At 68.5% G+C, this 25,035-nt stretch carries 24 protein-coding genes and 1 pseudogene; 16 read left to right on the top strand and 9 right to left on the bottom strand.

Going from position 1 to position 25,035, the window contains the following annotated elements; translation table 11 throughout:
• Positions 1-9 precede the first annotated feature (9 nt).
• The 7 genes from BN4332_RS27490 to BN4332_RS27460 are packed head-to-tail and all read left to right on the top strand — an operon-like array spanning position 10 to position 7,102.
• Positions 10-2,910, top strand: coding sequence for a Na+/H+ antiporter subunit A (locus tag BN4332_RS27490; protein ID WP_066902655.1), 2,901 nt, complete (start codon positions 10-12; stop codon positions 2,908-2,910).
• Positions 2,907-3,371, top strand: a complete 465-nt coding sequence (locus tag BN4332_RS27485; RefSeq protein ID WP_066902653.1) for a Na(+)/H(+) antiporter subunit C — start codon at positions 2,907-2,909, stop codon at positions 3,369-3,371. The genes BN4332_RS27490 and BN4332_RS27485 overlap by 4 nt, the downstream gene beginning before the upstream one ends.
• A complete protein-coding gene (locus tag BN4332_RS27480; protein ID WP_066902651.1) occupies positions 3,368-4,966 on the top strand; it encodes a Na+/H+ antiporter subunit D in 1,599 nt (532 codons plus the stop codon). Before BN4332_RS27485 ends, BN4332_RS27480 begins: the two co-directional genes overlap by 4 nt.
• Before the next feature lie 58 nt (positions 4,967-5,024).
• Positions 5,025-5,567, top strand: coding sequence for a Na+/H+ antiporter subunit E (locus tag BN4332_RS27475; protein ID WP_084459432.1), 543 nt, complete (start codon positions 5,025-5,027; stop codon positions 5,565-5,567).
• On the top strand, positions 5,564-5,863 hold the full coding sequence (locus BN4332_RS27470) for a monovalent cation/H+ antiporter complex subunit F (protein ID WP_066902646.1): 300 nt from the start codon (positions 5,564-5,566) through the stop codon (positions 5,861-5,863). The genes BN4332_RS27475 and BN4332_RS27470 overlap by 4 nt, the downstream gene beginning before the upstream one ends.
• On the top strand, positions 5,860-6,213 hold the full coding sequence (gene mnhG / locus BN4332_RS27465) for a monovalent cation/H(+) antiporter subunit G (RefSeq protein WP_066902644.1): 354 nt from the start codon (positions 5,860-5,862) through the stop codon (positions 6,211-6,213). The genes BN4332_RS27470 and mnhG overlap by 4 nt, the downstream gene beginning before the upstream one ends.
• Positions 6,200-7,102 carry an SAM-dependent methyltransferase gene (locus BN4332_RS27460; RefSeq protein WP_066902642.1) on the top strand — a complete coding sequence of 301 codons (903 nt, stop codon included), beginning with the start codon at positions 6,200-6,202 and terminating at the stop codon, positions 7,100-7,102. Before mnhG ends, BN4332_RS27460 begins: the two co-directional genes overlap by 14 nt.
• A 14-nt stretch (positions 7,103-7,116) precedes the next feature.
• On the opposite strand, the gene BN4332_RS27455 is transcribed toward BN4332_RS27460, so the two are convergent.
• On the bottom strand, positions 7,117-7,743 hold the full coding sequence (locus BN4332_RS27455; protein ID WP_066902640.1) for an LON peptidase substrate-binding domain-containing protein: 627 nt from the start codon (positions 7,741-7,743) through the stop codon (positions 7,117-7,119).
• 71 nt (positions 7,744-7,814) lie between these two features.
• Here BN4332_RS27455 and BN4332_RS27450 point away from each other — a divergent pair, with 71 nt between their 5' ends.
• Positions 7,815-8,819 (top strand): Lrp/AsnC family transcriptional regulator, encoded by a 1,005-nt coding sequence (locus tag BN4332_RS27450; RefSeq protein WP_066902638.1) that lies wholly within the window; start codon positions 7,815-7,817, stop codon positions 8,817-8,819.
• Positions 8,820-8,823: 4 nt separating this feature from the next.
• On the opposite strand, the gene BN4332_RS27445 is transcribed toward BN4332_RS27450, so the two are convergent.
• The 4 genes from BN4332_RS27445 to napA all read right to left on the bottom strand — a co-directional run bounded on the left by BN4332_RS27445 (position 8,824) and on the right by napA (position 11,508).
• Positions 8,824-9,954, bottom strand: a complete 1,131-nt coding sequence (locus BN4332_RS27445; RefSeq protein WP_066902721.1) for a glutamate--cysteine ligase — start codon at positions 9,952-9,954, stop codon at positions 8,824-8,826.
• Entirely contained in the window at positions 9,935-10,642 is a 708-nt protein-coding gene (gene sodC / locus BN4332_RS27440) for a superoxide dismutase[Cu-Zn] (RefSeq protein WP_066902636.1), read from the bottom strand. The genes BN4332_RS27445 and sodC overlap by 20 nt, the downstream gene beginning before the upstream one ends.
• A gap of 9 nt (positions 10,643-10,651) precedes the next feature.
• Positions 10,652-11,122, bottom strand: coding sequence for a LytR C-terminal domain-containing protein (locus BN4332_RS27435; protein ID WP_066902719.1), 471 nt, complete (start codon positions 11,120-11,122; stop codon positions 10,652-10,654).
• Between the two features lie 74 nt (positions 11,123-11,196).
• A complete protein-coding gene (gene napA / locus BN4332_RS27430) occupies positions 11,197-11,508 on the bottom strand; it encodes a nucleoid-associated protein NapA (RefSeq protein ID WP_029110770.1) in 312 nt (103 codons plus the stop codon).
• Between the two features lie 138 nt (positions 11,509-11,646).
• Between napA and BN4332_RS27425 the strand changes: the two genes are divergently transcribed.
• The 8 genes from BN4332_RS27425 to BN4332_RS27385 all read left to right on the top strand — a co-directional run bounded on the left by BN4332_RS27425 (position 11,647) and on the right by BN4332_RS27385 (position 20,887).
• Entirely contained in the window at positions 11,647-12,240 is a 594-nt protein-coding gene (locus BN4332_RS27425; RefSeq protein ID WP_066902634.1) for a peptide deformylase, read from the top strand.
• 12 nt (positions 12,241-12,252) lie between these two features.
• Positions 12,253-14,307: a putative acetyltransferase gene (locus BN4332_RS35650; RefSeq protein ID WP_066902632.1), complete on the top strand. Its 2,055-nt coding sequence runs from the start codon at positions 12,253-12,255 to the stop codon at positions 14,305-14,307.
• A gap of 12 nt (positions 14,308-14,319) precedes the next feature.
• The gene (locus BN4332_RS27415; RefSeq protein ID WP_435405212.1) at positions 14,320-14,640 is read left to right on the top strand and encodes a GNAT family N-acetyltransferase; all 321 of its coding nucleotides are present in this window, start codon (positions 14,320-14,322) and stop codon (positions 14,638-14,640) included.
• 18 nt (positions 14,641-14,658) lie between these two features.
• On the top strand, positions 14,659-15,471 hold the full coding sequence (locus tag BN4332_RS27410) for an exodeoxyribonuclease III (RefSeq protein ID WP_066902627.1): 813 nt from the start codon (positions 14,659-14,661) through the stop codon (positions 15,469-15,471).
• Between the two features lie 42 nt (positions 15,472-15,513).
• Positions 15,514-17,082, top strand: a complete 1,569-nt coding sequence (locus BN4332_RS27405) for an AAA family ATPase (protein ID WP_066902625.1) — start codon at positions 15,514-15,516, stop codon at positions 17,080-17,082.
• Entirely contained in the window at positions 17,079-17,693 is a 615-nt protein-coding gene (locus BN4332_RS27400) for a hypothetical protein (RefSeq protein ID WP_066902623.1), read from the top strand. Before BN4332_RS27405 ends, BN4332_RS27400 begins: the two co-directional genes overlap by 4 nt.
• Positions 17,694-19,224: 1,531 nt before the next feature.
• A complete protein-coding gene (locus BN4332_RS33400) occupies positions 19,225-19,581 on the top strand; it encodes a hypothetical protein (protein WP_066902619.1) in 357 nt (118 codons plus the stop codon).
• The gene (locus BN4332_RS27385; RefSeq protein WP_066902617.1) at positions 19,574-20,887 is read left to right on the top strand and encodes a phenylacetate--CoA ligase family protein; all 1,314 of its coding nucleotides are present in this window, start codon (positions 19,574-19,576) and stop codon (positions 20,885-20,887) included. The genes BN4332_RS33400 and BN4332_RS27385 overlap by 8 nt, the downstream gene beginning before the upstream one ends.
• On the opposite strand, the gene BN4332_RS27380 is transcribed toward BN4332_RS27385, so the two are convergent.
• The 4 genes and pseudogenes from BN4332_RS27380 to BN4332_RS27365 all read right to left on the bottom strand — a co-directional run bounded on the left by BN4332_RS27380 (position 20,868) and on the right by BN4332_RS27365 (position 24,924).
• A complete protein-coding gene (locus BN4332_RS27380) occupies positions 20,868-21,605 on the bottom strand; it encodes an LOG family protein (RefSeq protein ID WP_066902615.1) in 738 nt (245 codons plus the stop codon). The two genes, BN4332_RS27385 and BN4332_RS27380, sit on opposite strands and share 20 nt — an antisense overlap.
• A complete protein-coding gene (locus BN4332_RS27375; protein ID WP_066902613.1) occupies positions 21,602-22,243 on the bottom strand; it encodes a class I SAM-dependent methyltransferase in 642 nt (213 codons plus the stop codon). The genes BN4332_RS27380 and BN4332_RS27375 overlap by 4 nt, the downstream gene beginning before the upstream one ends.
• A 22-nt stretch (positions 22,244-22,265) precedes the next feature.
• Positions 22,266-23,108, bottom strand: coding sequence for an LppU/SCO3897 family protein (locus BN4332_RS27370; protein ID WP_066902611.1), 843 nt, complete (start codon positions 23,106-23,108; stop codon positions 22,266-22,268).
• 54 nt (positions 23,109-23,162) lie between these two features.
• Positions 23,163-24,924, bottom strand: a pseudogene (locus BN4332_RS27365) (MFS transporter).
• Positions 24,925-25,035 lie beyond the last annotated feature (111 nt).

Genomic DNA, 25,035 nt, shown 5'->3' with positions numbered 1-25,035 from the left:
CGGAGTGCCATGCTCGCCGTTCTGCTCGCCCACGCGGTCGCAACCGCGCTGGCGCCGCTTCTGGTGGCCAGATGGGGGCGGATGGCGTTCTATCCGCTCGCGCTGGTGCCGTTGTTCTCCCTGCTGTGGGTCGGCTTGAACTGGCCCGACGCCGAGCACGTGCCCACCCTGCACATCCCGTGGGTGCCCGAGCTGTCGATGGACATCACCCTGCGGTTCGATTCGCTCGCCGCGATCATGAGCGTGCTGGTGCTGGCCATCGGCGCTCTCGTCCTCTTCTACTGCGGCGAATACTTCCACCATCACGACGGGAAGATTGAGAAGCGGCTGCCCAGCTTCGCCGCCGAGCTGGTCGCCTTCTCCGGGTCGATGTTCGGCCTGGTCGTCAGCGACAACATGCTGGTGCTCTACATCTTCTGGGAAACCACCACGGTGCTGTCGTTCCTGCTCGTCGGCCACTACGCCGAGCGGGCCACCAGCCGCCGGGCCGCCACACAGGCACTGCTCGTCACCACCTTCGGTGGGCTGGCCATGCTGGTCGGCATCATCGTGCTGGGCAACCTGGCCGGCACCTATCTGCTGTCCGAACTGATCGCCGCGCCGCCCACCGGTACGGCTGCCTCCATCGGCGTGGCGCTGATCCTGGTCGGTGCCCTGTCGAAGTCGGCCATCGTGCCGATGCACTTCTGGCTGCCCGGCGCCATGGCCGCGCCGACTCCGGTGAGCGCGTACCTGCACGCCGCGGCCATGGTGAAAGCCGGCGTCTACCTGGTGGCGCGCATGACGCCCGGATTCGCCGACACCACGCTGTGGCGTCCCATGGTGGTGGGGCTCGGCCTGGCCACCATGCTGCTGGCGGGTTGGCGGGCCGTGCGCGAGTACGACCTCAAACTGATCCTGGCCTTCGGCACGGTGAGTCAGTTGGGCCTGATCACCGTGATGGTCGGGTCCGGCGGCAGCGACATGATGCTGGCCGGGCTGGCCATGCTGTGCGCGCACGCGATGTTCAAGGCGGCGTTGTTCATGGTGGTCGGTGTGATCGACCATGCCACCGGTACTCGCGACATCCGCAGGCTGGCCGGGCTCGGCCGCCGACACCGTCCGCTGCTGATCATCGCCGTCGGCGCCGCGGCAAGCATGGCCGCCTTGCCACCGTTCTTCGGGTTCGTCGCCAAAGAGGCCGACCTGGAGACCGTGCTGCACAGCCAGGCGCTGGGCTCGGCGGCGCCGTGGGTCCTGACCGGCATCGTCGTCGGCTCGGTGTTCACCACCATCTACAGCCTGCGGTTCCTATGGGGTGCGTTCGCGTCCAAAGGATTGGACGAACCCAGCACGCGCGTCGCCGAAATGCATCGGCCCTCAATCACTTTCCTCACACCACCGGCCATCCTCGCCGCCGCGGGTCTGGCCTTCGGGTTGTGGCCGGAAGGTATGGACTCGGTGCTCGACGAATACGCCGACACCATGCCGGGCGGGTCCGGTTATCACCTGGCGCTGTGGCACGGATTGGGTCTGCCGCTGCTGCTGTCGGTGGTGGTGCTCACCGTCGGCACCGCGGTCTTCTTCGGCCGCCGCCGCCTGCCCCGCACCCGGTTCGCCTACCAGCCGCTGGGCAACGCGGACCGGATGTACGACGCGACCATCCGTGGGCTGGACGTCCTTTCGCTGCGGCTGACCGGCTCGACGCAGCGCGGCTCGCTGCCGGCGACGCAGTCGGTGATCCTCTGCACGCTGGTGGCGTTGCCGATCGCAACGCTTGTCCTCGGCACCCGCGACCGACCCGATTTCGCGCTCTGGGACACGCCACTGCAGGTGGTGGTCGGGTTGCTGATGCTGGCCGCCGCCATCGGGGCGACCGTGATGCGCAACCGCCTGGCCGCAGTGCTGCTGGTCGGCGTGACGGGCTACGGGTGCGGCGCGATATTCGCCTTCCACGGCGCGCCCGACCTGGCGCTGACCCAATTCCTGGTCGAGACACTGGTTCTGGTGATCTTCGTGCTGGTGCTGCGTACCCTGCCCGCCGAGGCCGACGCCGCCAAGATCAACAGCCATCGCGTCCCGCGGGTCCTGCTGGCCCTCGCGGTGGGCGCCTCGGTCACCGCACTGGCCGTCTACGCGATGGCCGCCCGCACCGGCGCGGGCATCGCCGAGCTGCTGCCGGATGCCGCGTATTACCGCGGGCAGGGCGCCAACACGGTCAACGTCCTACTCGTCGACATCCGCGCCTGGGACACCATGGGCGAGATCATGGTGCTGCTGGTGGCGGCGACCGGCGTCGCGTCACTGGTGTTCCGGCACCGCCGGTTCGGCGCGGCCCCGCGGGTCAGCACGGCCGTCGGCCAGCCCGACATCGGGCCGATCGGCGCCTACAGCCCGGCCATCGGCGACGTCACCTGGCTGCGCGGCTCGGAACTGCGCGACCCGCGGCATCGGTCACTGGTGCTGGAGGTGGCCACCAGGGTGATCTTCCCGCTCATCATGGTGCTGTCCGCGTATTTCTTCTTCGCCGGGCACAACACCCCCGGCGGCGGTTTCGCCGGCGGTCTGACCGCGGGCCTGGCGTTGGTGCTGCGGTATCTGGCCGGCGGCCGATTCGAACTCGGTGAGACGCTGCCGCTCGATGCGGGCAAGATCCTGGGCACCGGCCTGGGGCTCTCGGCCGGGACCGCGGTCATGTCGATACTGCTGGGCGCGCCCGCCCTGTCGTCGGCGGTGCTGCAGTTCGACATCCCGGTGTTCGGTCACGTCAAGCTCGTGACCGCACTGTTCTTCGATCTGGGGGTGTACCTCATCGTGGTCGGCCTGGTGCTCGACGTACTGCGCAGCCTCGGCGCACGGGTGGACGCGGATCTGGCCGGCGGCCCGGCCCAGGCGCCGCATTCGGCCACCACGCAGGCGGTGGCGCGATGACCACTTTCCTGATTCCGCTGATCATCATCGGTGGCCTGACGAGCACCGGCGTGTATCTGCTACTGGAACGCAACCTGACCCGAATGTTGTTGGGCCTGTTGCTGATCGGCAATGCGGTGAATCTGCTGATCCTGACGGTCGGTGGCGCGGGCGGCAATCCGCCGATCCGGGGGCGCACCAGCAACGGTGCCACCACCACCGCCGATCCGCTGGCCCAGGGCATGATTCTGACGGCGATCGTGATCAGCATGGGTATCGCGGCGTTCGTCCTCGCGCTGGCCTACCGGTCCTACCGGTTGACCACGGTCGAAGAAGTCAGCAACGACCCCGAGGACACCCGCGTCTCGCAGCAGGCCGGCACCGAGGACGAATACGAACCGGTGCCCCAACCCGACGCCCGCCGCGACACCGACGCCCCCGACGAGCTCGACGCGCTGCCCGGATTCGAGGGTTCGAAGTGACCGCCCAGGCATTGATCCCGCTGCCGGTGTTGATCCCCGCGCTGGCCGCGGCGCTCACGCTGATCGCCGGGCGCCGGCCGCGGCTGCAGCGGGTGATCACTCAGCTCGCCCTGGCCGCCGTGGTGGCGGTCTGCGCGGCGCTGGTCTACCTGGCCGACCGCGACGGAACCCTGGCGCTGCATGTCGGTGGCTGGGGGCAGACCGTGCCCGGCATGGGGCCGCTGGGCATCACGTTGGTGGTCGACCGGCTCTCGGCCCTGATGCTGGTGGTGTCGTCGATCGTGCTGCTGGCGGTGGTCGCCTACGCCATCGGGCAGGGTATCCGCGACGGCGACGAACGCCAGCCGGTGTCGATCTTCCTGCCCACCTACCTGGTGCTCTCGGCGGGCGTCTGCACGGCGTTTTTGGCCGGGGACCTGTTCAACCTCTTCGTGGGGTTCGAGGTGCTGCTCGCCGCGAGTTTCGTGCTGCTGACCATCGGCGCCAGCGAGGAGCGGGTCCGGGCCGGAATCTCCTACGTGATGGTGTCGATGGTGTCGTCGCTGATCTTCCTGATCGGCATCGCGCTGGTCTATGCCGCCACCGGCACGCTGAACCTGGCCGAATTGGCGGTGCGCCTCGACGACGTGCCCGCGGGCACCCGCAATGCGCTGTTCGCAGTGCTGCTGGTGGCGTTCGGCATCAAAGCGGCGGTGTTCCCGCTGTCGACCTGGCTGCCCGACTCGTACCCCACCGCGCCGGCCCCGGTCACCGCGGTGTTCGCCGGCTTGCTGACGAAAGTCGGTGTGTACGCGATCATCCGGGCCCACGCGTTGCTGTTCCCCGGCGGCAGCCTGGATTCGGTGCTGCTGGTGGCCGGGCTGCTGACCATGGTGATCGGCATCCTCGGCGCCATCGCGCAGAGCGACATCAAACGGTTGCTGTCGTTCACACTCGTCAGCCACATCGGCTACATGGTGTTCGGCGTGGCACTGGGCAACCAGTTGGGCATGTCGGGTGCGATCTACTACGTCGCCCACCACATCGTCGTGCAGACGACGCTGTTCCTCGTGGTCGGGCTGATCGAGCGCCAGGCCGGTGCGTCCACCCTCAACCGGCTGGGCGGTCTGGCCGCCGCCAGCCCGCTGCTGGCGTTCGTGTTCGTCGTCCCCGCCCTCAATCTCGGTGGCATCCCGCCGTTCTCGGGCTTCATCGGGAAGGTGGCACTGCTGGAGGCCGGGGCCGAGAACGGGTCGGCACTGGCCTGGACGCTGGTTGCCGGCGGCGTCGTCACCAGCCTGCTGACCCTGTACGTGGTGGCCCGGGTGTGGACGAAGGCGTTCTGGCGGTCCCGGGCCGACGCCCCGGAAGGCCACCTGGCCGCGGCCGCGCCCTCGGTGCTGCTCGACGACACCCAGGACGTCGAGTTCGCCGATCGCGACAACGTGGGACGGATGCCGAGCGGCATGCTGGTGCCGACGGGCGCGCTGATCGCGGTGGGCCTGGCGCTGACCATCGCGGCCGGGCCGATCTTCGGGTACGGCGAACGGTCGGCCGCCGAGGTGCTCGATCGCGGACAGTACATCTCGGCGGTGCTGGGAGGTACGGCCCGATGAGCGCTCGCGCGAAGAGGAGACAGCCCCGATGAGCGATCGCGCGAAGACCAGACCGCAGATGAGACACGTCGCGCTGCGGGTCTGGCTGCTGTGCTTCCTGATGATGGTCTGGGTTCTGCTGTGGGGCCAGATCACGGTCGCCAACATGGTCAGCGGCCTGGCCGTCGCGGTGCTCATCACCGTGCTGCTGCCGCTGCCCTCGGTGCCGGTCGAAGGCCGCCTGCACCCGATCTCGCTGCTGAAACTCGTTGCGCTCGTGGGCTATTACCTGGTGCTGTCGTCAGTTCAGGTGGCCTGGATGGCGATTCGCCCCGGCCCGCCGCCGCTGGTGGCGGTGCTGCGCGCCAATCTGCCCGCATTGAAGTCCGATCTGGTGCTGGCCCTGGCCGTCAACATCTTCAACCTGATCCCCGGATCGATCGTGCTCGAGATCGACCAGGCCCGCCGCATCCTCTATGTCCACCTGATCGACGTCGGCTCGGACGCCACGGTGCAGCGGTTCTACCGTCAGGTCGAACAGGTGGAGCGTCTGCTGGTGGCGGCCTTTGAGCGGGAGAGCGATTGGCGGCCGTCGGCCGAGCGGGAGGCGGGGCACGCATGACCATCGTGTGGATCATCGCCGCGGTGATGCTGACCGCGGCCGCCACGATCACCATGTTCCGTGTGCTGGCCGGGCCCAGCACACTGGACCGCCTGGTGTCGCTGGACACTCTGATCGCCGTAACCATGTGCGGTATCGGCACGTGGGCGGCGTTCAGCCTCGACACCACGGTCACCTACAGCCTGACCGCGCTGGCGTTGATCAGTTTCGTCGGCTCGGTGAGCGTGGCCCGGTTCCGTGTGCCCGACACCGACGACCCGCGTCCGCGGCTGCGCTCCCGGCGGGGGCCGCGATGAACGTACTCGACATCATCACCGCGGTGCTGATTCTCAGCGGGTCCACGCTGGCGCTGACGGCCGCGATCGGCGTGGTTCGCTTCCCCGACACGTTGTCGCGGATGCATGCGGCCACCAAGCCTCAGGTGCTCGGCCTGCTGCTGGTGCTGGCCGGTGCGGCGATCCGGCTGCGCGGACACGCCGACATCGGCATGGTGATCCTCACGGGCCTGTTCACGTTGATCACCGCACCGGTGGTGGCCAACCGCGTCGGGCAGCTGGCCTATCGCGAGCAGAACATCCGCGACGATCTGCTGACCCGGGACGAGATGGCCGAGTTCGGGGATACTGGCAACGATGGCCAGAACTAGCGACGACAGCTGGGACATCACCGAGAGCGTGGGCGAAACCGCACTCGGGGTGGCGCTGGCTCGCGCCAACGAAACCACTGCCGAATCCCCGTTGTTCACCGACCCGTGTGCACAGTTGTTCCTCGACGCCGCCGCGGAGCGGGGCTGGCGCCCACCCACCGGCGCGATGGCCGAGCGGATCCGTGCCATCGGCAATTACGCCGCGTCCCGGACCAAGTGGTTCGACGAGTTCTTCGTCGCCGCGGGCGCGGCCGGTATCCGCCAAGCGGTGATCCTGGCGGCCGGCCTCGATGCCCGGGCCTGGCGGCTGCCGTGGATCCACGACACTGTCGTGTTCGAGATCGACCAGCCGCAGGTGCTGCAGTTCAAGGCCGAGGTGCTGGCGGCCCACCGGGTCGCCCCCAAGGCCCGGCACGTCGCCGTCCCGGTCGATCTGCGACACGATTGGCCGGAAGCATTGCGGGAGGCGGGTTTCGATCCCACCGAGCCGACGGCATGGTCGGTCGAGGGTTTACTGCCCTACCTGCCGGCCGAGGCGCAAGATCTACTGTTCGAGCGCATCACCGAACTGTCGGCGCGGGACAGCCGGATCGCGGTCGAGGCCTTCGGTGAGGGCTTCTTCTCTGAGGAGAACCTGGCCCGCCGCCGTGAGCAGATCGCCCAGATGCGCGCCGAGGCAGCCGAGAGCGGTGACGAGATGCCCGACCCGGAGGCCCTGTGGTTCATCGAGGACCGCGCCGATGTCACCGAGTGGCTGGGCCAGCATTGCTGGGAGGTGGCGGCACTGCCCGCCGATGACCTGATGGCGCGTTACCACCGCTCGATGCCCGCCGAGATCACCGGCGGCACCATGCCCACCGAATTCGTCGAAGGTGTTCTGACCGAATAGCCCTGCGCCGGCGCTCATTCCGACAGCTGGAACTCCACCATTGCGGCGACCGTGTCGAGGGCTTCGCTGAGCACTTCGACGCGGGCCGCCTCCGACGGCGCGGACAGCAGCGAGTAGCGGTCGGCCGGCCCGATGGGCAACCGGGACGCCAAGGCGTACAAGCGGTTCTCCGGGTCGACGCCGGCGGACTCCACGATCTCGCGGCTGCGAATCGGTGTACCGCGCGCCTCGCCGATCCGGTCGAGCAGCGCGACCATCCGGTCTTCGATGTCGCGGATGCGGGCCGGATCGGCCGGGCTGTCCGGGTCGTCGGGCCATGGCTCGATCTCGGCTCGCGGATACGGGGCGTCGTCGAGCCAGTGCCGCACCCGGATGCGCTCCCCCATCACGCACAGCAGCCGGTACTTGCTGACCCCGAACTCCTGGCAATCCACGATCGAGGCCCGCGCCCCGACGTCGCAACGCCGGTCGCCACCGCCCACCTCGCGCCCGGCCGATATCAGCACCACCCCGAAAGACGGCTCCGGCATGGCCATGCAGTCGCCCACCATTGCCACGTAACGGGGTTCGAAGATCCGCAGCGGCAGTTCCTGACCGGGCAGCATCGCCACTTCGAGCGGAAACATCGGTGAGACCGTCATGGGGCCAGGATCGTCCTCGTCTTCCGTTTGGTCAATCGAGCAGGGGCATCCGCACCCGGTAACCTCAGGTGATGCCACCGTCAGCGGAGCTTGAGGCACCCCGCACGTTGCTGTCCGATCCGGGCTACGCCGATCTCGACCCGGTCGACCGCCACCTGATCGAACTACTGCAGGCCGACGGCCGGATCCCCTACGCGGAGCTGGGCCGCCGGGCCGACATCACGGAAAAGGCTGCGCGCCGCCGGGTTTCGCGGCTGTTGAGCGAGGGCTACATCACCATCGCAGCGGTCACCGATCCTGCCGTGCTCGGCTTCGGCGCACTGGGCCTGGCGCTGCTGACCGTCGACGGGGCACGCACTCCGGTCGATCTGGCCGCCGAGCTGGCCCTGCTGCCCGAAGCCGACTACGTGACGGCGACGACGGGGCCGTTCGGAGTGGTGCTGGAACTGGTCTGCACCGATGCCCGCGAGCTGCACGACGTGGCGTTCGGCACGATCGCGTCGCGGCCCGGGGTCGGCTCGGTCGAACTGCTTCCATATCTGCGGCTGCACTATCAACAGGCCCGGCTGTCGGGTCAGCTCGCCGGCGGTGGCGTGCGGCCGCGTCCGCTGGACGACACCGACCGGGCCATTCTCACCCGGCTGGCGGTCGACGGCCGCGCCGCCTTCCGCGACTTCGCTTCTGCGCTCGGCTTGTCCGAGACGACGATCCGCTCCCGGTACGGCCGGATGGTGGATTCCGGGGCGGCCCGGGTGATGTGCATCGCGAATCCGCTGCGGCTCGGCTACCGGCACTGCAGTTGGGTGGCCCTGCGGACCGACGGCCGCTCGGGCGCACAGAAGGTCGCCGAGGCGCTGACCCGCGTGGACGCGGTGTCGTACGTGGCGCTGACCGCCGGACGGTGGGATGTCCTGGCCGAGGTGGTGACCGCGAGCGCGGAGGGTCTGCTTGCGGTGCTCGACGACAGCATCCGTGGCCTGGACGGTGTCACCGAGATGCAGGCCTGGCCCGATGTCACGGTGCACTACAAGGCAATTCACCCGCGGGGCGATACCAGCGCGATCCGGGTGGTCTGAGCAGCTACAGCTCGAGTTCGCCGACCAGCGCGTCCACGACTTCGCGGAGGTCGCCGTCGTTCTCCTCGGCCACCCGGCGCTGCCGCTGATACGAACCGCCGCCGCGGTAGATGTCGGTCACCGCAGCCAGCTCGTCGGCGCAACCCAGTGACTTGGCAACCGGCTCAAGATGATTCAGCAACTCATCGAGGTCCTCGGTGACCAACCGCTCGTTGCTGTCCGCGTCGAGGATGATCACCGCATCCAACCCGTAACGGGCGGCGCGCCACTTGTTCTCCTGGACATGCCAGGGCGGCATGGTGGGCAACTGCTCGCCGGCGTCGAGGCGACGGTCCAGGTCGACGATCAGGCAGTGGGTCAGCGCGACCAGTGCGCCGAGCTCACGCACATTCGACACTCCGTCGAAGATGCGTACCTCGACCGTGCCGAGGTGTGGTGAAGGCCGGATGTCCCAACGAATCTCGTTGAGATGGTCGATGATGCCGGTCTTCTTCTGGTCGTGGACGAAACCCTCGAACTCCGGCCAGGTCTGGAACTGGAACGGCAGACCGGCCGTGGGCAGCTGCTGGAACATCATCGCCCGGTTGCTGGCGTACCCGGTGTCCTCGCCGTCCCAATACGGTGACGAGGCCGACAGCGCCAGCAGGTGCGGGTACTGGTTGAGCAGCGAGGAGATGATCGGCATCACCTTGTGCGCCGAGGAAACGCCGACGTGCACGTGCACGCCCCAGATCAGCATCTGCCTGCCCCACCACTGGGTGCGCTTGATCAGCTCGGCGTAGCGGGGCGCGTCGGTGAGTTGTTGCGCCGACCATTTCGCGAACGGATGGGTGCCGGCGCAGAACAGCTCCATGCCGCGGTCGTGCACGATCTTGCGAACGGTGCCAAGGGTGCTGCGCAGGTCGTCCATCGCCTCACCGGTGTTGTCGCAGATGCCGGTGACGAGTTCGATCGTGTTGCGCAGCAGCTCCTTGTGGACGTGGGGGTTCTCGCCGATCTCGGCGATGACCTCGGCGGCACCGTTGCTCAGATCACGACTGTCGGCGTCGACGAGAGCGAACTCCCATTCGACGCCGACAGTTGGCCGGGGTGACCCGGCGAAATCGATGCGGCTGTCAGCCTGCGCCGATGACACCGCACGCCACCCGGCCGCCCGCGTCACCGGTGGCCATCGTGGCCTGGTCGGGACCCGGGGTCCCGTTGACCTGCTGGTACTTCTCCGGCGGGATGTTGGCGAAGTTGTCCGACTTCTCGTGGATGATGATCGCGGTCTTCGCGCCGGCCTGCAGATCCTCGGCGGTGAAGGCGTCGGTGGTGGTCACCAGCTTGCCCGAGCCGTCGGAACGGATCTGCAGCGAGCTCAGGTCACCGCTGGAGGGATGCCCGGTGTGCCCGGGCACCTGGAAGTGGCCGCCGGCGGAGTTGAAGTCGCCGGGCGCGCCGCCGGTCGGGGCCACGGAGTTGGCCTCGCACTTGCCGACGGAGTGGATGTGCAGACCGTGGAACCCGGGGGCCAGGCGGCCGGGGGCGGTGGTCTCGACCGTCACGGTGGCGAAGCCGTCGGCGAACTGGATGTCGGCGGTCGCCACCGAGGTGCCGTCGGCGGTCTTGAGATCTGCGGTGAGGGTCTCTCCGCCGCTGGTGGCCGGCGAGCCGTGGCCGCCGCCGTGCTCACCGGGAGCGGCGGAAGGCGAGGGCGAACCGGTCCAGACCGACGGCGTGGTGCCGGGCACGTCGGACGGCACTTCACCGGGCGGGCTGCAGGCGCTCAGCGCGACGACGGGGGCAGCGAACAGGACGGCAACACTGACGGGCTTGAGCATGCCCAAAGCCTAACCGGTGACTACTACGATCACGCCCGGTGGTTGCTCGCCGAGTTCGGGGCGTCGCGGTTCGACGGGTGCCTGCAGCAGCTTGCCCACGGCTTCGGCTGCTTCCTTCTCGCCCGGAGCCTCGCCGAAGAACACCGTGGTGCCCGCCACGCCTTCCATGGTCAGGTTGCCGGTCTCGGTCACGTTCCAGCGCGCCTCACGCAGCCGGTTGGCCGTGGTCTCGGCGGCACCGGCGACATCGGAGACGTTGTACACGCGCACGTCGGCCTTGGCCTCGGGGGCGGGTTCGGCCTTCGCCGAGGTCTTCGTCGTGGTGGCGGTCGCCGACGTCGTGGCGACGGGCGACTGGTCTGCCGAGTCGTCGTCGGAGCCGAGCGCCTGGAACCCGACCAGCAGGAACACCACCCCGAGGAACAACAGCACCATGACCATGGCGCGCAGGGGCAGCCCGGAGGAGTCTCGCTGATTCATCGTCACCACTGTATCGAGCGAACCGCCCGATCCCTCACTCCGGCCATTTGTCCTCCTCGCGTGCGGGAAGACCGTTAGGTAGTGATATCGAAGCCGAGCCGCCGCGCGGCCCGGGCCTTTTGCCGGCTCGCACGCATCCGGCGCAGGCGCTTGACCAGCATCGGATCGGCGGCCAGCGCCTCGGGACGGTCGACCAGAGCGTTGAGCACCTGGTAGTAACGCGTCGCCGACATCGAGAACAGCTCTTTGATCGCGTCTTCCTTGCTCCCCGCGTACTTCCACCATTGGCGTTCGAAGGCCAAAATGTCGTGCTCGCGGCGGGTGAGCCCATCGCTCAGGTCAGAGTCGTCCCCGGATTGCTCAGTCCGCGCCATGGCGCCGTCCATATTGCTCCCTGGACCCTTCCGACACTTGAGAAATAACATCGCTGTGGTTCGGCGATTATTCAACCACGGCTTGCTGGGTCTCGGTGACACATAAGCCCGCGAGTCGGGTGGCAAGCCTTGCCCACTTAAGCTTCCCCCATGGCCGTCGTACCGATTTGCATCGTCGGGGATCCCGTTCTGCACACGCCGACCGAGCCGGTGCCGGTCGGCCCGGACGGTTCACTTCCCGCAGACCTCCCCGAACTCATCCAGACCATGTTCGAGACCATGGACGCCGCCAACGGGGTTGGCTTGGCCGCCAACCAGATCGGCGTGAGCAAGCGGCTGTTCGTCTACGACTGCGCCGAGACGCGCAACAGCCGCACCCGTAAGCGGGGGGTGGTCATCAACCCGGTGCTGGAGACCTCGGACGTCCCCGAGACGATGCCCGATCCCGACGATGACGAGGAAGGCTGCCTGTCCGTGCCGGGCGAGAATTTCCCGACCGGACGGGCCGATTGGGCCCGGGTCACCGGCCTGGACGCCGACGGTTCGCCCATCACTCTCGAGGGCACCGATCTGTTTGCCCGGATGCTGCAGCACGAGACCGGGCACCTCGACGGGTTCCTCTACATCGACCGGCTCGTGGGCCGTTACGCCCGGGCCGCCAAGAAGACCGTCAAGCGCAACGGCTGGGGCGTTCCCGGCCTGTCCTGGATGCCCGGCGAGGTTCCCGACCCGTTCGGGCACTGATGCCGATCGCCGATGTCTGAGCTCCCCGCACTCGGGTCGCGGGTCAGCCTGCGCTACCGGCTGCCGGCCGGGGCGGCCAAACCGCTGACCGACGTCATCGGGCACCTGGAGCAGCTCACTCCGTCGGTGCTGATCCGCACCAAGGACGGCGAGCTCGTCGANCGTGGTGCGCCCGACCTCCTATCTGGCCGAGATCTGGCCGGCATGAGCGGCCGCGTACCGACCGACGCCGAGCTGGTGGCCTGGCGGGCCGCGCTCGACCTGTGGGGCGTACAGCTGCACCCGCCGAACATGGTGCGCGACAGCGGAACCGGCACGTTCGCCTGGTTCTCCTTCCCGCCGTCGATCTCGATCGACCTCGATGAGCTGACCCGCCGAGGCGCCGAGCACCACCTGGCCAGCGTCTTCGCCCACGAGATCGGCCATCACGTGCTGTCCCCCAGCACCCGCATCGTGTCGTTCAAGCTGCTGCAACAGATGGCTCGGGCGATAGTGGCGAGCGATCCGCGCCGGGCCCTTCCCGTCGCCGCCACAGCGCGGATGCTGTCCAATCTGTGGTCGGACCTGATCATCAACGATCGGGTGGTCCGGATGCAGCGCAGGCTGATACCCGGCGCCGAGCCGGACATGATCACGTTGTGGCGAACGCTGACCGCCCGCGAGCCGGTGACCAACGCGGCCTGGTGGGTGCTCATGCGGGCTTACGAGTTGCTGTGGTCGTTGCCGTCGAACACGTTGTGCCCCAACGATCCCCCGGCCCTATCGGAGGCGGTGCGGACATCGGCGCGAGCCCGCCAGCACGTCGATCCCGCCACGATCGACGTGTCGATGGTCCGCGAGGATCTGCGCGAAAAGGAACGGGCCCACCGGGCGGCAGCTATGCGGGTGCAGGCCATCCAGGACGAACTGTTGTCCAGTCAGCCGGTGTACCCCGTCACCGACGCCGAGTACGTGGCCCAGGCCGTCCGCACCTTCGGGGCCGACCCGGTGGGCGGCGCCCTGACCTTCGGCATGGTGCTGGCGCCCTACCTGGTACTGGAATCGATGATTCCCGAGGCGTCCGGCCTGCCCGACGGTGGCTGCGCCGAACACGGCGGTCCGCCGGCCACCGCGGCCGAACTGGCTCAGGTGCTGGCCGATCCGCGACTCAGCGAGACCCCGACGCATCCCTCGGCAGCCGCCATCGGTGAGCCGCCCCAAGACCTGGGTTCGGGCCAGAGTTACGGTGTCGCAGAGACTTTGGACCTGTTCGCCGGTGCCGATCCGAACGCCGTCATGCTCGCGTGGTACGAGGCGCAGGCCCGGCCATGGGTCCGCCCACTGCGGCAAACCGGTCGCGGCGCGGCGGAACAGGGAATTCCGGGACCACTGGAGACCTGGGAGCTCGGTGACGACGCGACCGAACTGGACTGGCCTGCGACTCTCGCCGTGAACCCGGCGGTGATCCCCGGTGTGACGACGCGGCGACGCACCCAACTGCCCGACGACGCGGTCGCCACCACCGAAGCGGTGACACTGGATCTGTACATCGATTCCTCGGGGTCGATGCCGAAGCCCGATCGAGGCTCACCGGCTGTGCTGGCCGGCATGATCCTGGCCCTGTCGGTGCTCAAAGGCGGTGGACGGGTGCGGGTCACGTCATGGTCGGGACGTGGCCAGGTGGCCGGGGACAGCGTGTACACCCGCGACCGGCTGGAGATCGTGCGGCAACTGACCACCTTCTTCTCCGGCGGCACCGTGTTCCCGCTGGACCTGCTGGCCTCCCGGTACCCGTCCGGTGAGCGGGCGCGCGATCAGCTGCGCCACCTCGTGGTGCTGTCCGATGACGGGCTGGCATCGATGTTCGGGGCCGGTCAGGACGAGTACGCCGGAGTGGCGGCCAAGGTGCGTGGCCAACTCGACACCGCCACCCTGCTGGTCCAGGACCGGTCCCGCTCGGTGGCCGGCCCGGCCGCCGAAGCCGGCTATGCCGTCGACTATCTGGACACCATGACCGACGCGCCTGCCGTCTGCGCACGGCTGGCCGCGCACATCACGAGGTACCGGCGGGCAGTGACACATGGCTGATGAACTGGCGAACTGGTTCGCCGAGGGACTGGACGAGCAGGACGTGTGGTCCGGGCTGCGGCCNGCCGCGGCGCGGTGACGACGGCTCCCGACGGCACGGCCTGGCTTGGCATCTCGTCGGTGCGGGTGTCCCCCGATCACCGCCGACAGGGTCATGCCCGCGCGGTATGCGAGGCGCTGCTGCGCTGGGGCGCCGAGGCGGGCGCGCAGCAGGCCTACGTCCAGGTCGAGATGGACAACCACGATGCCGTCGCGCTCTACACCTCACTGGGTTTCCGGCTGCACCACCACACCCGCTATGTCGCGGCCGAGGAACTTCTCGCCTCTCGCTGACCCGTACTCTCTACACCCATGCGCCTGGCCACCTGGAACGTCAACTCGATCCGAACCCGTGTCGACCGGGTGGTGGACTGGCTGGAGCGTGCCGACGTCGACGTGCTGGCCATGCAGGAAACCAAGTGCACCGACGAGCAGTTCCCGATGCTGCCTTTCGTGGCGCTGGGTTACGAGGTGGCCCACATCGGGCTCAACCAGTGGAACGGCGTGGCCATCGCATCGCGGGTGGGCCTGGACGACATCGAGATCGGTTTCGCCGGTCAGCCGACCTGGAGCAGCAAACCCGAGGAGGAGGCCACCGCCGAGGCCCGTGCCCTCGGCGCCACCTGCGGCGGGGTGCGGGTGTGGAGCCTGTACGTGCCCAACGGCCGCACGCTGGCCGATCCGCACTACGCCTACAAGCTGGATTGGCTTGCCGCCCTGCGGGATACCGCAGCGGGATGGCTGCAGGCCGATCCGGAGCAGCCGATCGCCCTCGTCGGCGACTGGAACATCGCCCCCAAGGACGAAGACGTCTGGGACATGGCCGCCTTCAATGGGAGCACGCACGTGTCCGAACCCGAACGGGCCGCGTTCCAGGCCATGCACGACGCCAAATTCACCGATGTGGTGCGGCCTTTCACGGAAGGGCCGGGAATCTACACCTACTGGGACTACACGCAGCTGGCGTTCCAGAAGCGTCGAGGCATGCGCATCGACTTCATCCTCGGCTCCCCCGGCCTGGCCTCACGCGTCACGCACGCCGAGATCGTCAAGGACGAGCGACGTCCCAAGAAGGGCACCACCGCCCCGAGCGATCACGCCCCGGTCGTGGTGGAGCTGAGCTGAGGGCCGGCCGCAGACAGTTAGCATGAGCCCGAAGGGGGGCAGATGACGACCAGGTGGAGCGCGGTGTCCCAATCGCCGACCTTGCCCGTGCACCACGCGCCGGCCGACGGTCTCACCGCCGCCGACCTGTTCACGCCGCCGGCCGCGGCGCCGATCACCCTCGACGAGAAGCTGCGCCGCGCCTACTTCTGGCTGATCAACAAGGCCGTCATCTCGCCGTTCTACGACGTCGAATTCGGCTCGGACACCACCGTCAGCTTCCCGCTCGGTGATGCCGGCGCCACCCTGAGCCTGCCGAAGCAGCCCGCCTACTCCTCCAATGTCCTTGTGCCGCTGCTGACTTTCGCGGTCGGCGGCCGGTGTCTGCTGATCGGCGGTCCGGGGCGCGGCAAGACCACCCTGGCCGTGCTGATGGGGGTGCTGGCCGGATCCGCACCGGCCGACGTGCGACGCCACGTGCAACAGGGCCAGCCCCAATTGACCGTGGGTGACCTGGTGGGGATTCCGCTGCCGCGGGATCTGGTACAGGCCGGCAGCCTGGCCGAGATCACCATCGCGTGGAAGAGCTGGCTCACCGCACCGGTCAAGATCGTCGACGAGTACAACCGGATTCCGACCAAGACCCAGTCCGCGCTGCTGACCATGGTCGCCGAGGGATATGTCGAAAGCCACGACCAGATGCACGTCACCGCGCCCGAACACGGCGTGCAGAGCTGGTTTTTCACCGCGAACGACGACGGCGGTGGCGGCACCTTCCCGGTGATCCAGGCCCTGCGCGACCGCATCGATGTGACGGTGCAGGCGTTCGGGTTCAACAGCCGGTTCCTCGACGAACTGGTGAGCCGGGTCGAGGCCGGGGACCGCCCCGAGGACAACGTGCCTGCCGAGCTGGTGTTCACCGCCGCCGAACAGACCGCGATGGTCGCCGCGATCCGGGCCATCCCGGTGCCCACCGAGGTTCGCCGCCGCCTGGAGTTCTTCATCAGCCACTTCGAGTTCGTCCAGCACGGTGGCCGTCGCTTCGAATACCGGACCAAGGATGTGGTGGCCACCGCCGGCCTCGAGGTGGAACAGGTCATCGACGCCAACTCGGGCGCGGACCTTCAGGTGGACCTCGGCTCGCAGACCGTCAACGGGGTGTCGGTGCGCTCGCTGCAGAACCTGGTGCTCTACGCCAAGGCGCTGGCCTGGTTCCGCGGCAACGACACCGTCACCCTCGAGGACGTCCGGGCCATGGTGCCGTTCGCCTTGCGCGGCAAGCTGTTACCGAATTCCGCCCACCCCCGGTTCGATACCGGCGCCGACCGGGAACTGGCCTCCGATCCCGCCAGCTGGCTGACCGATCTGTTCGACACCTCGTGCCGCCAGTTCGTCGCCCTGGCCCGCGAGGACGAAGACCCGGTGGCCGAGCTACTCGCCGAGTTCGACCGCGGCCTCGACGGTGTGGGCGCGCTCGAGGTAACGCGACGCCTCACCACGATCGAGGCCCGCATCTCGGCGATCTCGGGCATCGGCAAGATCTACGGCCGCGATTTCGACGATCTGGTCGCGCTGAAGTATCTCTACCAACGGTATTCGAACTATCTGCACTGGCTGGAGAACCGCGGGTGACCGCCCGGGCGTATCACCGGGTCAACCTCGATGCGCCCGCATCGGCCGAGCTGCCCGCGGTGCCCGGACTCGACCTGGCGACCTCGGTCGACAACGTCGCCCGGTTCGGCGGTGATCCACACCGCTACCGCCATGCGCTGAGCGGCATTACGGCAGCACCCGAGGCCATGGTCGACGTCGCCACGGTGGCCGCCTGGCGGGCCGGGGTGCTGGGGATCCGGACCGACGCACTGGCCCGGCTGGAGCGGCTGCCCATCGATCTGGCCGCCCGGGTGCTGAGTCTTCCGGTCGACGCCGTCGTCCCGTTCACCAACGGTCAGGCGGTGGACCGGTTCTACTGGCCGCTGCACCGGCCGGGTGAATTGATCGCGCGGGTCGGCGGTTTCACCGGACTCGGCGGCGTGTGGCAGCATCCCCCTACTGATCCGGTGGCCTGCGGACCGGGCCGGTGGACGGTGAACATCGGCACCCAGCGCTGGCAGATCGACGCTGACGTGTTCGGCCATGTGCTCGCACCGACGCCTGTGGCCGGCCAGTCCGACGACGGGCCACGGACCGCGCGGCTCGTGGTGCGCCCGACCTCCTATCTGGCCGAGATCTGGCCGGCATGAGCGGCCGCGTACCGACCGACGCCGAGCTGGTGGCCTGGCGGGCCGCGCTCGACCTGTGGGGCGTACAGCTGCACCCGCCGAACATGGTGCGCGACAGCGGAACCGGCACGTTCGCCTGGTTCTCCTTCCCGCCGTCGATCTCGATCGACCTCGATGAGCTGACCCGCCGAGGCGCCGAGCACCACCTGGCCAGCGTCTTCGCCCACGAGATCGGCCATCACGTGCTGTCCCCCAGCANCGCCGCGGCCGCGCAGCGGATCGTCGAACGGGGCACCCTGGCCGGCCGGCGTGGCGCCGCCATCGGCCTGTGGTTGTTCGCCAGCACCGACCTGGTCGGACCGTTCAGCACGCCGCTCGACGAATCGATGGCCGCACGGGCGTTGTTGGCGTTGGCTTTTCGCGTGGCACCGCTCGTGGACCCCGGCCGTTGGCTCAGCGATTCGGAGCGCCGCGACGAGGCGGTGCGCACTTTCCTGCTGTGGAACGGTCTGCTGCCCCACGGCGAGGACGTCACGCAGGCCCGTTCACTGTTCGAGATGCGGGATTCGGTACGCCGCGAAAGTGCCCTGGCCCAAGCCCTGGCCGACCACGAACACCGCATGGCCGTCCAGCGCCGGCTGGCCGACGCCCGGGCGAAAGAAGCTGCGGCACGGTACAACAGTGAGTGACGATCCCCTGCGGCTCGCAGACTACGTTCCGTTCGGCCAGGTGGCGCTGACCGACGAACAACGCTGGCCGGGCCTGTCGGCGGCCGGCCGGGCCCGGCTGGCCGCCCTCGAGCAGCACTCTCTCGCCCCGGCGTGGTGTCACCGCGTCGGGCACCGGCTCACCCCCGAGCAACAACGAACGGCCACCCGGCAACTGCCGCTTGACGATTGGCTGCCGCGCCATCTCGCGCTGGCCCGCACCCTGCCGGCCTATCGCCGTCATCAGGGCCCGTTGAACCGCCTGGCCGACTTCCCGCTCATCGGGCGCGAGGACCTGGTCGACGACATCGCGGCGTTCGTCCCGCCGGGTGCCGATCTGAGCCGCATGCTGCACGGTACGAGTTCCGGCAGCACCGGCGCCGCCCTGGTGATGCCGGACGACCCCGACGAGTTGGCCCGCGGATTCCACTGGCTGCGTGGACTGGTGGGCGCCGGATGGGAGCCGGTGCCACATCGGGTGGCATTGGTGCAGATGGTGTTTCAGCGGCAGGCGTTCACCTATCCCTCGGTGATCCCGGGTTTCGGTGAGGCGTTGATGGCCCGGCTGAACCTGCATCCGGCCACCTGGTCTGGGGGCAGTGCGCAGCGCGACGGGTTTCTGCGGGACACCGACCCTCAGGTGATCAGCGGCACGCCGACGTCGCTGGAGGTGCTGCTGGAACCTGCGCTCGCCGCGGCCTTGCGGCCGCTGGCGCTGATCTCCGGGGCGATGACGTTGACCGCTCCGCTGCGCCGCGCACTGGAGGCGGCNCGCCGCGGCCGCGCAGCGGATCGTCGAACGGGGCACCCTGGCCGGCCGGCGTGGCGCCGCCATCGGCCTGTGGTTGTTCGCCAGCACCGACCTGGTCGGACCGTTCAGCACGCCGCTCGACGAATCGATGGCCGCACGGGCGTTGTTGGCGTTGGCTTTTCGCGTGGCACCGCTCGTGGACCCCGGCCGTTGGCTCAGCGATTCGGAGCGCCGCGACGAGGCGGTGCGCACTTTCCTGCTGTGGAACGGTCTGCTGCCCCACGGCGAGGACGTCACGCAGGCCCGTTCACTGTTCGAGATGCGGGATTCGGTACGCCGCGAAAGTGCCCTGGCCCAAGCCCTGGCCGACCACGAACACCGCATGGCCGTCCAGCGCCGGCTGGCCGACGCCCGGGCGAAAGAAGCTGCGGCACGGTACAACAGTGAGTGACGATCCCCTGCGGCTCGCAGACTACGTTCCGTTCGGCCAGGTGGCGCTGACCGACGAACAACGCTGGCCGGGCCTGTCGGCGGCCGGCCGGGCCCGGCTGGCCGCCCTCGAGCAGCACTCTCTCGCCCCGGCGTGGTGTCACCGCGTCGGGCACCGGCTCACCCCCGAGCAACAACGAACGGCCACCCGGCAACTGCCGCTTGACGATTGGCTGCCGCGCCATCTCGCGCTGGCCCGCACCCTGCCGGCCTATCGCCGTCATCAGGGCCCGTTGAACCGCCTGGCCGACTTCCCGCTCATCGGGCGCGAGGACCTGGTCGACGACATCGCGGCGTTCGTCCCGCCGGGTGCCGATCTGAGCCGCATGCTGCACGGTACGAGTTCCGGCAGCACCGGCGCCGCCCTGGTGATGCCGGACGACCCCGACGAGTTGGCCCGCGGATTCCACTGGCTGCGTGGACTGGTGGGCGCCGGATGGGAGCCGGTGCCACATCGGGTGGCATTGGTGCAGATGGTGTTTCAGCGGCAGGCGTTCACCTATCCCTCGGTGATCCCGGGTTTCGGTGAGGCGTTGATGGCCCGGCTGAACCTGCATCCGGCCACCTGGTCTGGGGGCAGTGCGCAGCGCGACGGGTTTCTGCGGGACACCGACCCTCAGGTGATCAGCGGCACGCCGACGTCGCTGGAGGTGCTGCTGGAACCTGCGCTCGCCGCGGCCTTGCGGCCGCTGGCGCTGATCTCCGGGGCGATGACGTTGACCGCTCCGCTGCGCCGCGCACTGGAGGCGGCGTACGACTGCCCGGTGCTGGACGTCTACGGCCTGCACGAGACTCGGCCCATTGCGGTCAGCGATGACGGCGGTCCGTTCGTGGTGGCGAAACGGCGGGTGCACGTCGAGGTGCTGGCCGGTGAGATCGTGGTGACCTGTGGCGAGAACCAGTTCCTGCCGCTCGTGCGGTACCGCACCGGCGACTACGGCCGACTCGTCACCCATCGAGGCCGGCCCGCGCTGACCGATCTGGAGGGAAGACAGGCAACGGTTTTCGTCTCGACCGCCGGCGACGCGGTGCCGTGCGTCGACCTCACCCAGCAGTTGCAGGCGGCAGGCGCCCGCGGGTGGAGCGTCACGCAGGATGCGGATGGCCGCGTCTCGGCGGTGATCGCCTCGGGTGATCGGCAGCGGGTGATCGAGGCGCTGACCCTGCTGTTGGGCCGGCCCGTCGAGGTGACCCGGGTGGCCACGTTGGCCGATCTGGGGCCGGGGAAGCCGCGGCGCTACTACTCGGCTACCGCGCCGACGCGGTGATGAGGTCGACGGCTTCGGCCACGCTGTCGGTGCAGTGCAGCAGCGCGAGATCGGATTCGGAGATCTTTCCGCCGCGCAGCATGGTGTTGCGGATCCAGTCGATCAGGCCCGACCAGTAGTCGACACCGAGCAGGATGATCGGGAACTCGGTGACCTTGTGGGTCTGCACCAGGGTCAGCGCCTCGAACAGCTCGTCGAGGGTGCCGAATCCGCCTGGCAGGCACACGAATGCCTGGGCGTACTTCACGAACATGGTCTTACGGACGAAGAAGTAGCGGAAGTTGATGCCGAGATCGACCCAGTGGTTGAGGCGCTGCTCGAAGGGCAGTTCGATGCCGAGTCCGACGGAGTAGCCGCCGGACTCGCTGGCCCCGCGGTTGACCGCCTCCATCGAGCCCGGACCACCCCCGGTGATCACCGCGTACCCCGCTCGCACCAGCGCGATCCCGAGTTCTTCGCCCAACCGGTACTCGGGTGAATGCGGCACCGTCCGCGCCGAACCGAAAACGGTGACAGCCCTGGGCATCTCGGCGAGGGCGTCGAAGCCGTCGACGAACTCGCCCTGGATGCGCATCACCCGCCACGGATCGGTGTGCACCCAATCGGTGGGGCCGCGCCGGTCCAGCAGTCGCTGATCGGCGGTCGTGGCGGCACAGCGGTCGCGTCGGAGTTGCACCGAGCCGCGAATCTGGAGCGGGCTCTCGTCGTTCTCGGTCATGCGGGTTTGACCCCCACCGTGATGACGTCGGAGATCGGCGTCCACACCGGCCTGCGCACCCGGTGCTGTTCGGCCACGGTGAATCCGGCCCCTTCGAACAGCGCGCGCATCTCCGTTTCGGTGGGGCTGTGCGCAGGCGCCCCCACACCGGCCGACAGCGCGTGCAGCGGCAGGAACGTCCTGCGGGGGCTCATCGTCGTCACCGCCACCATTCCCCCGGGCGTCAGCACCCGATAGAACTCCGCGAGCGCGGCGGGCTGATCGAAGAAATGGAAGGCCGACGTGGTGACCACGGCGTCGAGGAAGCCGTCCTGGAACGGCAGTTCCTCGGCCGGGGCCGACATCCACCGCACCCGGTCCGAACGCTTGCCCGCCTGGGCGAGCATTCCGGCGGACATATCCAGGCCATAGACCTCATCGGGACGCAGATCCCGTTCGATGCGATCGGCAAGGATGCCGGTACCGCAGGCGATGTCGGCGATGGCACGGGAACCGCGCTGCCGCAGCTGGGCGACCACCTCGTCCTGGGCGGGCCGGTACACCCACCGCTGCAGGCAGCCCTGGTCGTAGGCCGGCGCGGCAAAACTCCAGAAGCTCGTGATGGCGTCGTTGAATCCGCGACGCTGTGCGGTGCTCATCGGCCCGAGTGTAGGTCGACTACTACGACGGGTCTTCGGCGCAGTAGACCCGTGCCGGCTCCGGAAAGGCCACCGCCCGCGCGCCGGAATCGCACACGCCGGTGTCCGTTGATCCGTCGACGCGCTTGACGATCTTCATGTCAGCGCTCGGGTCGGAGCATTCCACCGGGGTGACGAGATTGTCCGCTTCGTTGACGTCGAAGCACTGGCCCTCTTCGATGTCCAGGATGAAACAGTAAATGAGGGACTCGTTCATGAGCACCGAGTAGTCCGAGTCGTCCCGTTTGCCGTCCGGGCATGTCGAGGATGCGCCACCTTTGGACACCAGCTCGTAGACGGACTCCGGGCTGCTGCAGTCGACCGAGGTGACGTTCATGTCCGCCGCGGCGTACTGATCGCCGGTGATGCAATCCCCCACTGCCAAGTCACCAGCGCGGCCCGACCTCGGGGCCCCGGAAGTCGAGCTCGAGCTCGACGTGCGTGACCCCGAGCCCGACTCCGACGTCCGTGACGCCATCCGAGCCGCGAACCCCAGCAGGCCGAGCACCAGCAGGATCACACCGATCACGATCATCACCGTGCCGCCCTTCTTGGGTGGCACGCCATAGGCCGGCGGGTAACCCGGTTGCTGCGGGTAACCCGGTTGCTGCGGATAGCCCGGCTGTGGATAGCCCGGCGGGAAACCGGATTGCGGATAGCCCGGCGGATACCCGGGTTGACCGCTCGGCTGGGACCGGGACGACGAACGCCGAACCAGACCGAGGATCAGCAGCAGCAACCCCAGCCCAGGGATCAGCAGCCCGCCGAGGAGATAGCCCGCGGAGTACGCGGCGCTTTCAGCGGCGGCCAGATTGTGCACGACCATGGCGGTGAGTATTCCATGACCAACGCCCGGGGATTCGTTTGCTGACGGGCCCGCTCAGGCCTCGTTGTCGGCCCCAGCCTCCGTGCCATAGCGGCCCGCACTGAACATCGACGCCACGGCACCGATCACCATCATCACCGCAGCAGCGGTGAACACCACCGTCAGTCCGGAATGGAACGGCTCGGTGATCAGCTGCGGGAAGAATGTCTGGCCGGTGATCACATCGGCGTTCACGCCCGGCTGGTGCAGCGCGTCGTAGGGGGCGAGCAACTCTGCCATCGGGTTGTAGCCCAGGAAGGCCGCGAACAGACTGCCGACCGGGGGCAGGTTCGCCACGTCGTGGGCGACGGCGGCCGAAACACCTTGCTGCGTCAGGCCGCTGGTCAACGCCGTTGGCAGCGTGTTGGCCAGCCCGACGATCATCAGCGAGAAGAAAATGCCGATCGACAGCGAGCTGCCGGCGTTGAAGAAGGTGGATCGGACACCCGAGGCCGCGCCGCGCTGATCGGCCGGCACACTCGACATGATCGCCGCGGTGTTGGGGGCGGTGAAGATGCCGCCGCCCAGGCCGTTGAGGAACACCAGGATCGCGAACACCCAGTAGTCGAAGTTGACCGGGATGAGCAGCAGCGCCACGAAGGTGGCCGCCATCAGCAGCATGCCGCCGACGGTCAGCGGCCGCGCACCGATGCGGTCAGAGAGCGATCCGGCGATCGGCGCGGCGACCAGGAACCCGACGGTGACCGGCAACAGGTAGATACCGGCCCACAGCGGGGTTGACTCGAAGCTGTAGCCGTGCAGCGAGCCAGATGCCCTGCAGCCAGATGATGAGCATGAACTGCAGTCCGCCGCGGCCCACCGAGGACATCAGGCCGGCCAAGTTGCCCATCCCGAACGCGGCCGATTTGAACAACCGGATGTCCACCATCGGCGAGGACACCTTGAGCTCGACGATGCAGAACGCCACCACCAGCAGCAGGCCGACGGCGATCGAGCCCAGCACCCACGGGTTGGTCCAGCCGGTGGTGGAGGCACCATAGGGCTGGATGCCGTAGGTGATGCCGATCAGCAGCACCGTCAGGCCGAGGCCGAAGGTCAGGGTGCCGGCCCAGTCGAGCCGTCCCGCGGTGCGGACCCCGAGTTCTTTCAGCGAGCGGTAGCTCCAGATGGTGCCGAGGACGCCGATCGGCACGCCCACCCAGAAGACGGCCTTCCAATGCCACTCGGACAGGAAACCGCCGATCAGCAGGCCGAGGAACGACCCGGCGACGGCGGCCACCATGTTGGTGCCCAACGCCATCCCCCTCTGGTTGGCCGGGAAGGCGTCGGTGAGGATCGCCGACGACGACGCCATCAGCATGGCTCCGCCGATGCCCTGGACGACACGCCAGCCGATCAGCCAGACCGCACCGCCGCCGAGTTGGAACGGGTCGAAGGACAGCGCGATGGCGGCCACGGTGAAGATGACGAAGCCGAGGTTGTAGATGCGGACCCGGCCGTACATGTCGCCGAGCCGCCCGAACGGGACGACGAGCACCGCCGTCACCACCAGGTAGCCCATCAGCATCCACAGCAGGTAGCTGACGTTGACCGGGGCCAGCGGGTTCAGGCCGATACCGCGGAAGATCGCGGGCAGCGAGATCAGCACGATCGAGGCGTTGATCGAGGCCAGCAGGATGCCCAACGTGGTGTTGGACAGCACCACCCACTTGTAGAAGGGGTGGTCGTGATCCATCCGTTTACGGCGCTCGGCGGTCTCGGCCTGGGCGGTGTCGGCACCAGCGGCCGCGTTGGTCAGATCAGCTTCAGTCGTCATCGCGTGTTCGCATCTCAAATCGCATTTATCGCCTATGCAAAACGCATATATTAGCTATATAAATCGGGTGCGGGCAATCCGAGGCGCCCTCCTCTGCCGCGCAGTTTTCCA

The sequence above is a fragment of the Mycolicibacterium houstonense genome, assembly GCF_900078665.2.
GTDB classification, from domain to species: Bacteria; Actinomycetota; Actinomycetes; order Mycobacteriales; family Mycobacteriaceae; genus Mycobacterium; species Mycobacterium houstonense.
This window is presented reverse-complemented; position numbering and strand designations above follow the sequence as displayed.

Bases quoted from the DNA above. Each gene is read 5' to 3' on its own strand.
- BN4332_RS27490 (WP_066902655.1), top strand. From the start codon at position 10: ATGCTCGCCGTTCTGCTCGCCCACGCGGTCGCAACCGCGCTGGCGCCG.
- BN4332_RS27425 (WP_066902634.1), top strand. From the start codon at position 11,647: ATGGCCGTCGTACCGATTTGCATCGTCGGGGATCCCGTTCTGCACACG.
- BN4332_RS27375 (WP_066902613.1), bottom strand. From the start codon at position 22,243: ATGAGCACCGCACAGCGTCGCGGATTCAACGACGCCATCACGAGCTTC.
- mnhG (WP_066902644.1), top strand. From the start codon at position 5,860: ATGAACGTACTCGACATCATCACCGCGGTGCTGATTCTCAGCGGGTCC.
- BN4332_RS27435 (WP_066902719.1), bottom strand. From the start codon at position 11,122: ATGAATCAGCGAGACTCCTCCGGGCTGCCCCTGCGCGCCATGGTCATG.
- BN4332_RS27380 (WP_066902615.1), bottom strand. From the start codon at position 21,605: ATGACCGAGAACGACGAGAGCCCGCTCCAGATTCGCGGCTCGGTGCAA.
- BN4332_RS27410 (WP_066902627.1), top strand. From the start codon at position 14,659: ATGCGCCTGGCCACCTGGAACGTCAACTCGATCCGAACCCGTGTCGAC.
- napA (WP_029110770.1), bottom strand. From the start codon at position 11,508: ATGGACGGCGCCATGGCGCGGACTGAGCAATCCGGGGACGACTCTGAC.
- BN4332_RS27470 (WP_066902646.1), top strand. From the start codon at position 5,564: ATGACCATCGTGTGGATCATCGCCGCGGTGATGCTGACCGCGGCCGCC.
- BN4332_RS27405 (WP_066902625.1), top strand. From the start codon at position 15,514: ATGACGACCAGGTGGAGCGCGGTGTCCCAATCGCCGACCTTGCCCGTG.
- BN4332_RS27450 (WP_066902638.1), top strand. From the start codon at position 7,815: ATGCCACCGTCAGCGGAGCTTGAGGCACCCCGCACGTTGCTGTCCGAT.
- BN4332_RS27475 (WP_084459432.1), top strand. From the start codon at position 5,025: ATGAGACACGTCGCGCTGCGGGTCTGGCTGCTGTGCTTCCTGATGATG.
- BN4332_RS27455 (WP_066902640.1), bottom strand. From the start codon at position 7,743: ATGACGGTCTCACCGATGTTTCCGCTCGAAGTGGCGATGCTGCCCGGT.
- BN4332_RS27485 (WP_066902653.1), top strand. From the start codon at position 2,907: ATGACCACTTTCCTGATTCCGCTGATCATCATCGGTGGCCTGACGAGC.
- sodC (WP_066902636.1), bottom strand. From the start codon at position 10,642: ATGCTCAAGCCCGTCAGTGTTGCCGTCCTGTTCGCTGCCCCCGTCGTC.
- BN4332_RS27460 (WP_066902642.1), top strand. From the start codon at position 6,200: ATGGCCAGAACTAGCGACGACAGCTGGGACATCACCGAGAGCGTGGGC.
- BN4332_RS27370 (WP_066902611.1), bottom strand. From the start codon at position 23,108: ATGGTCGTGCACAATCTGGCCGCCGCTGAAAGCGCCGCGTACTCCGCG.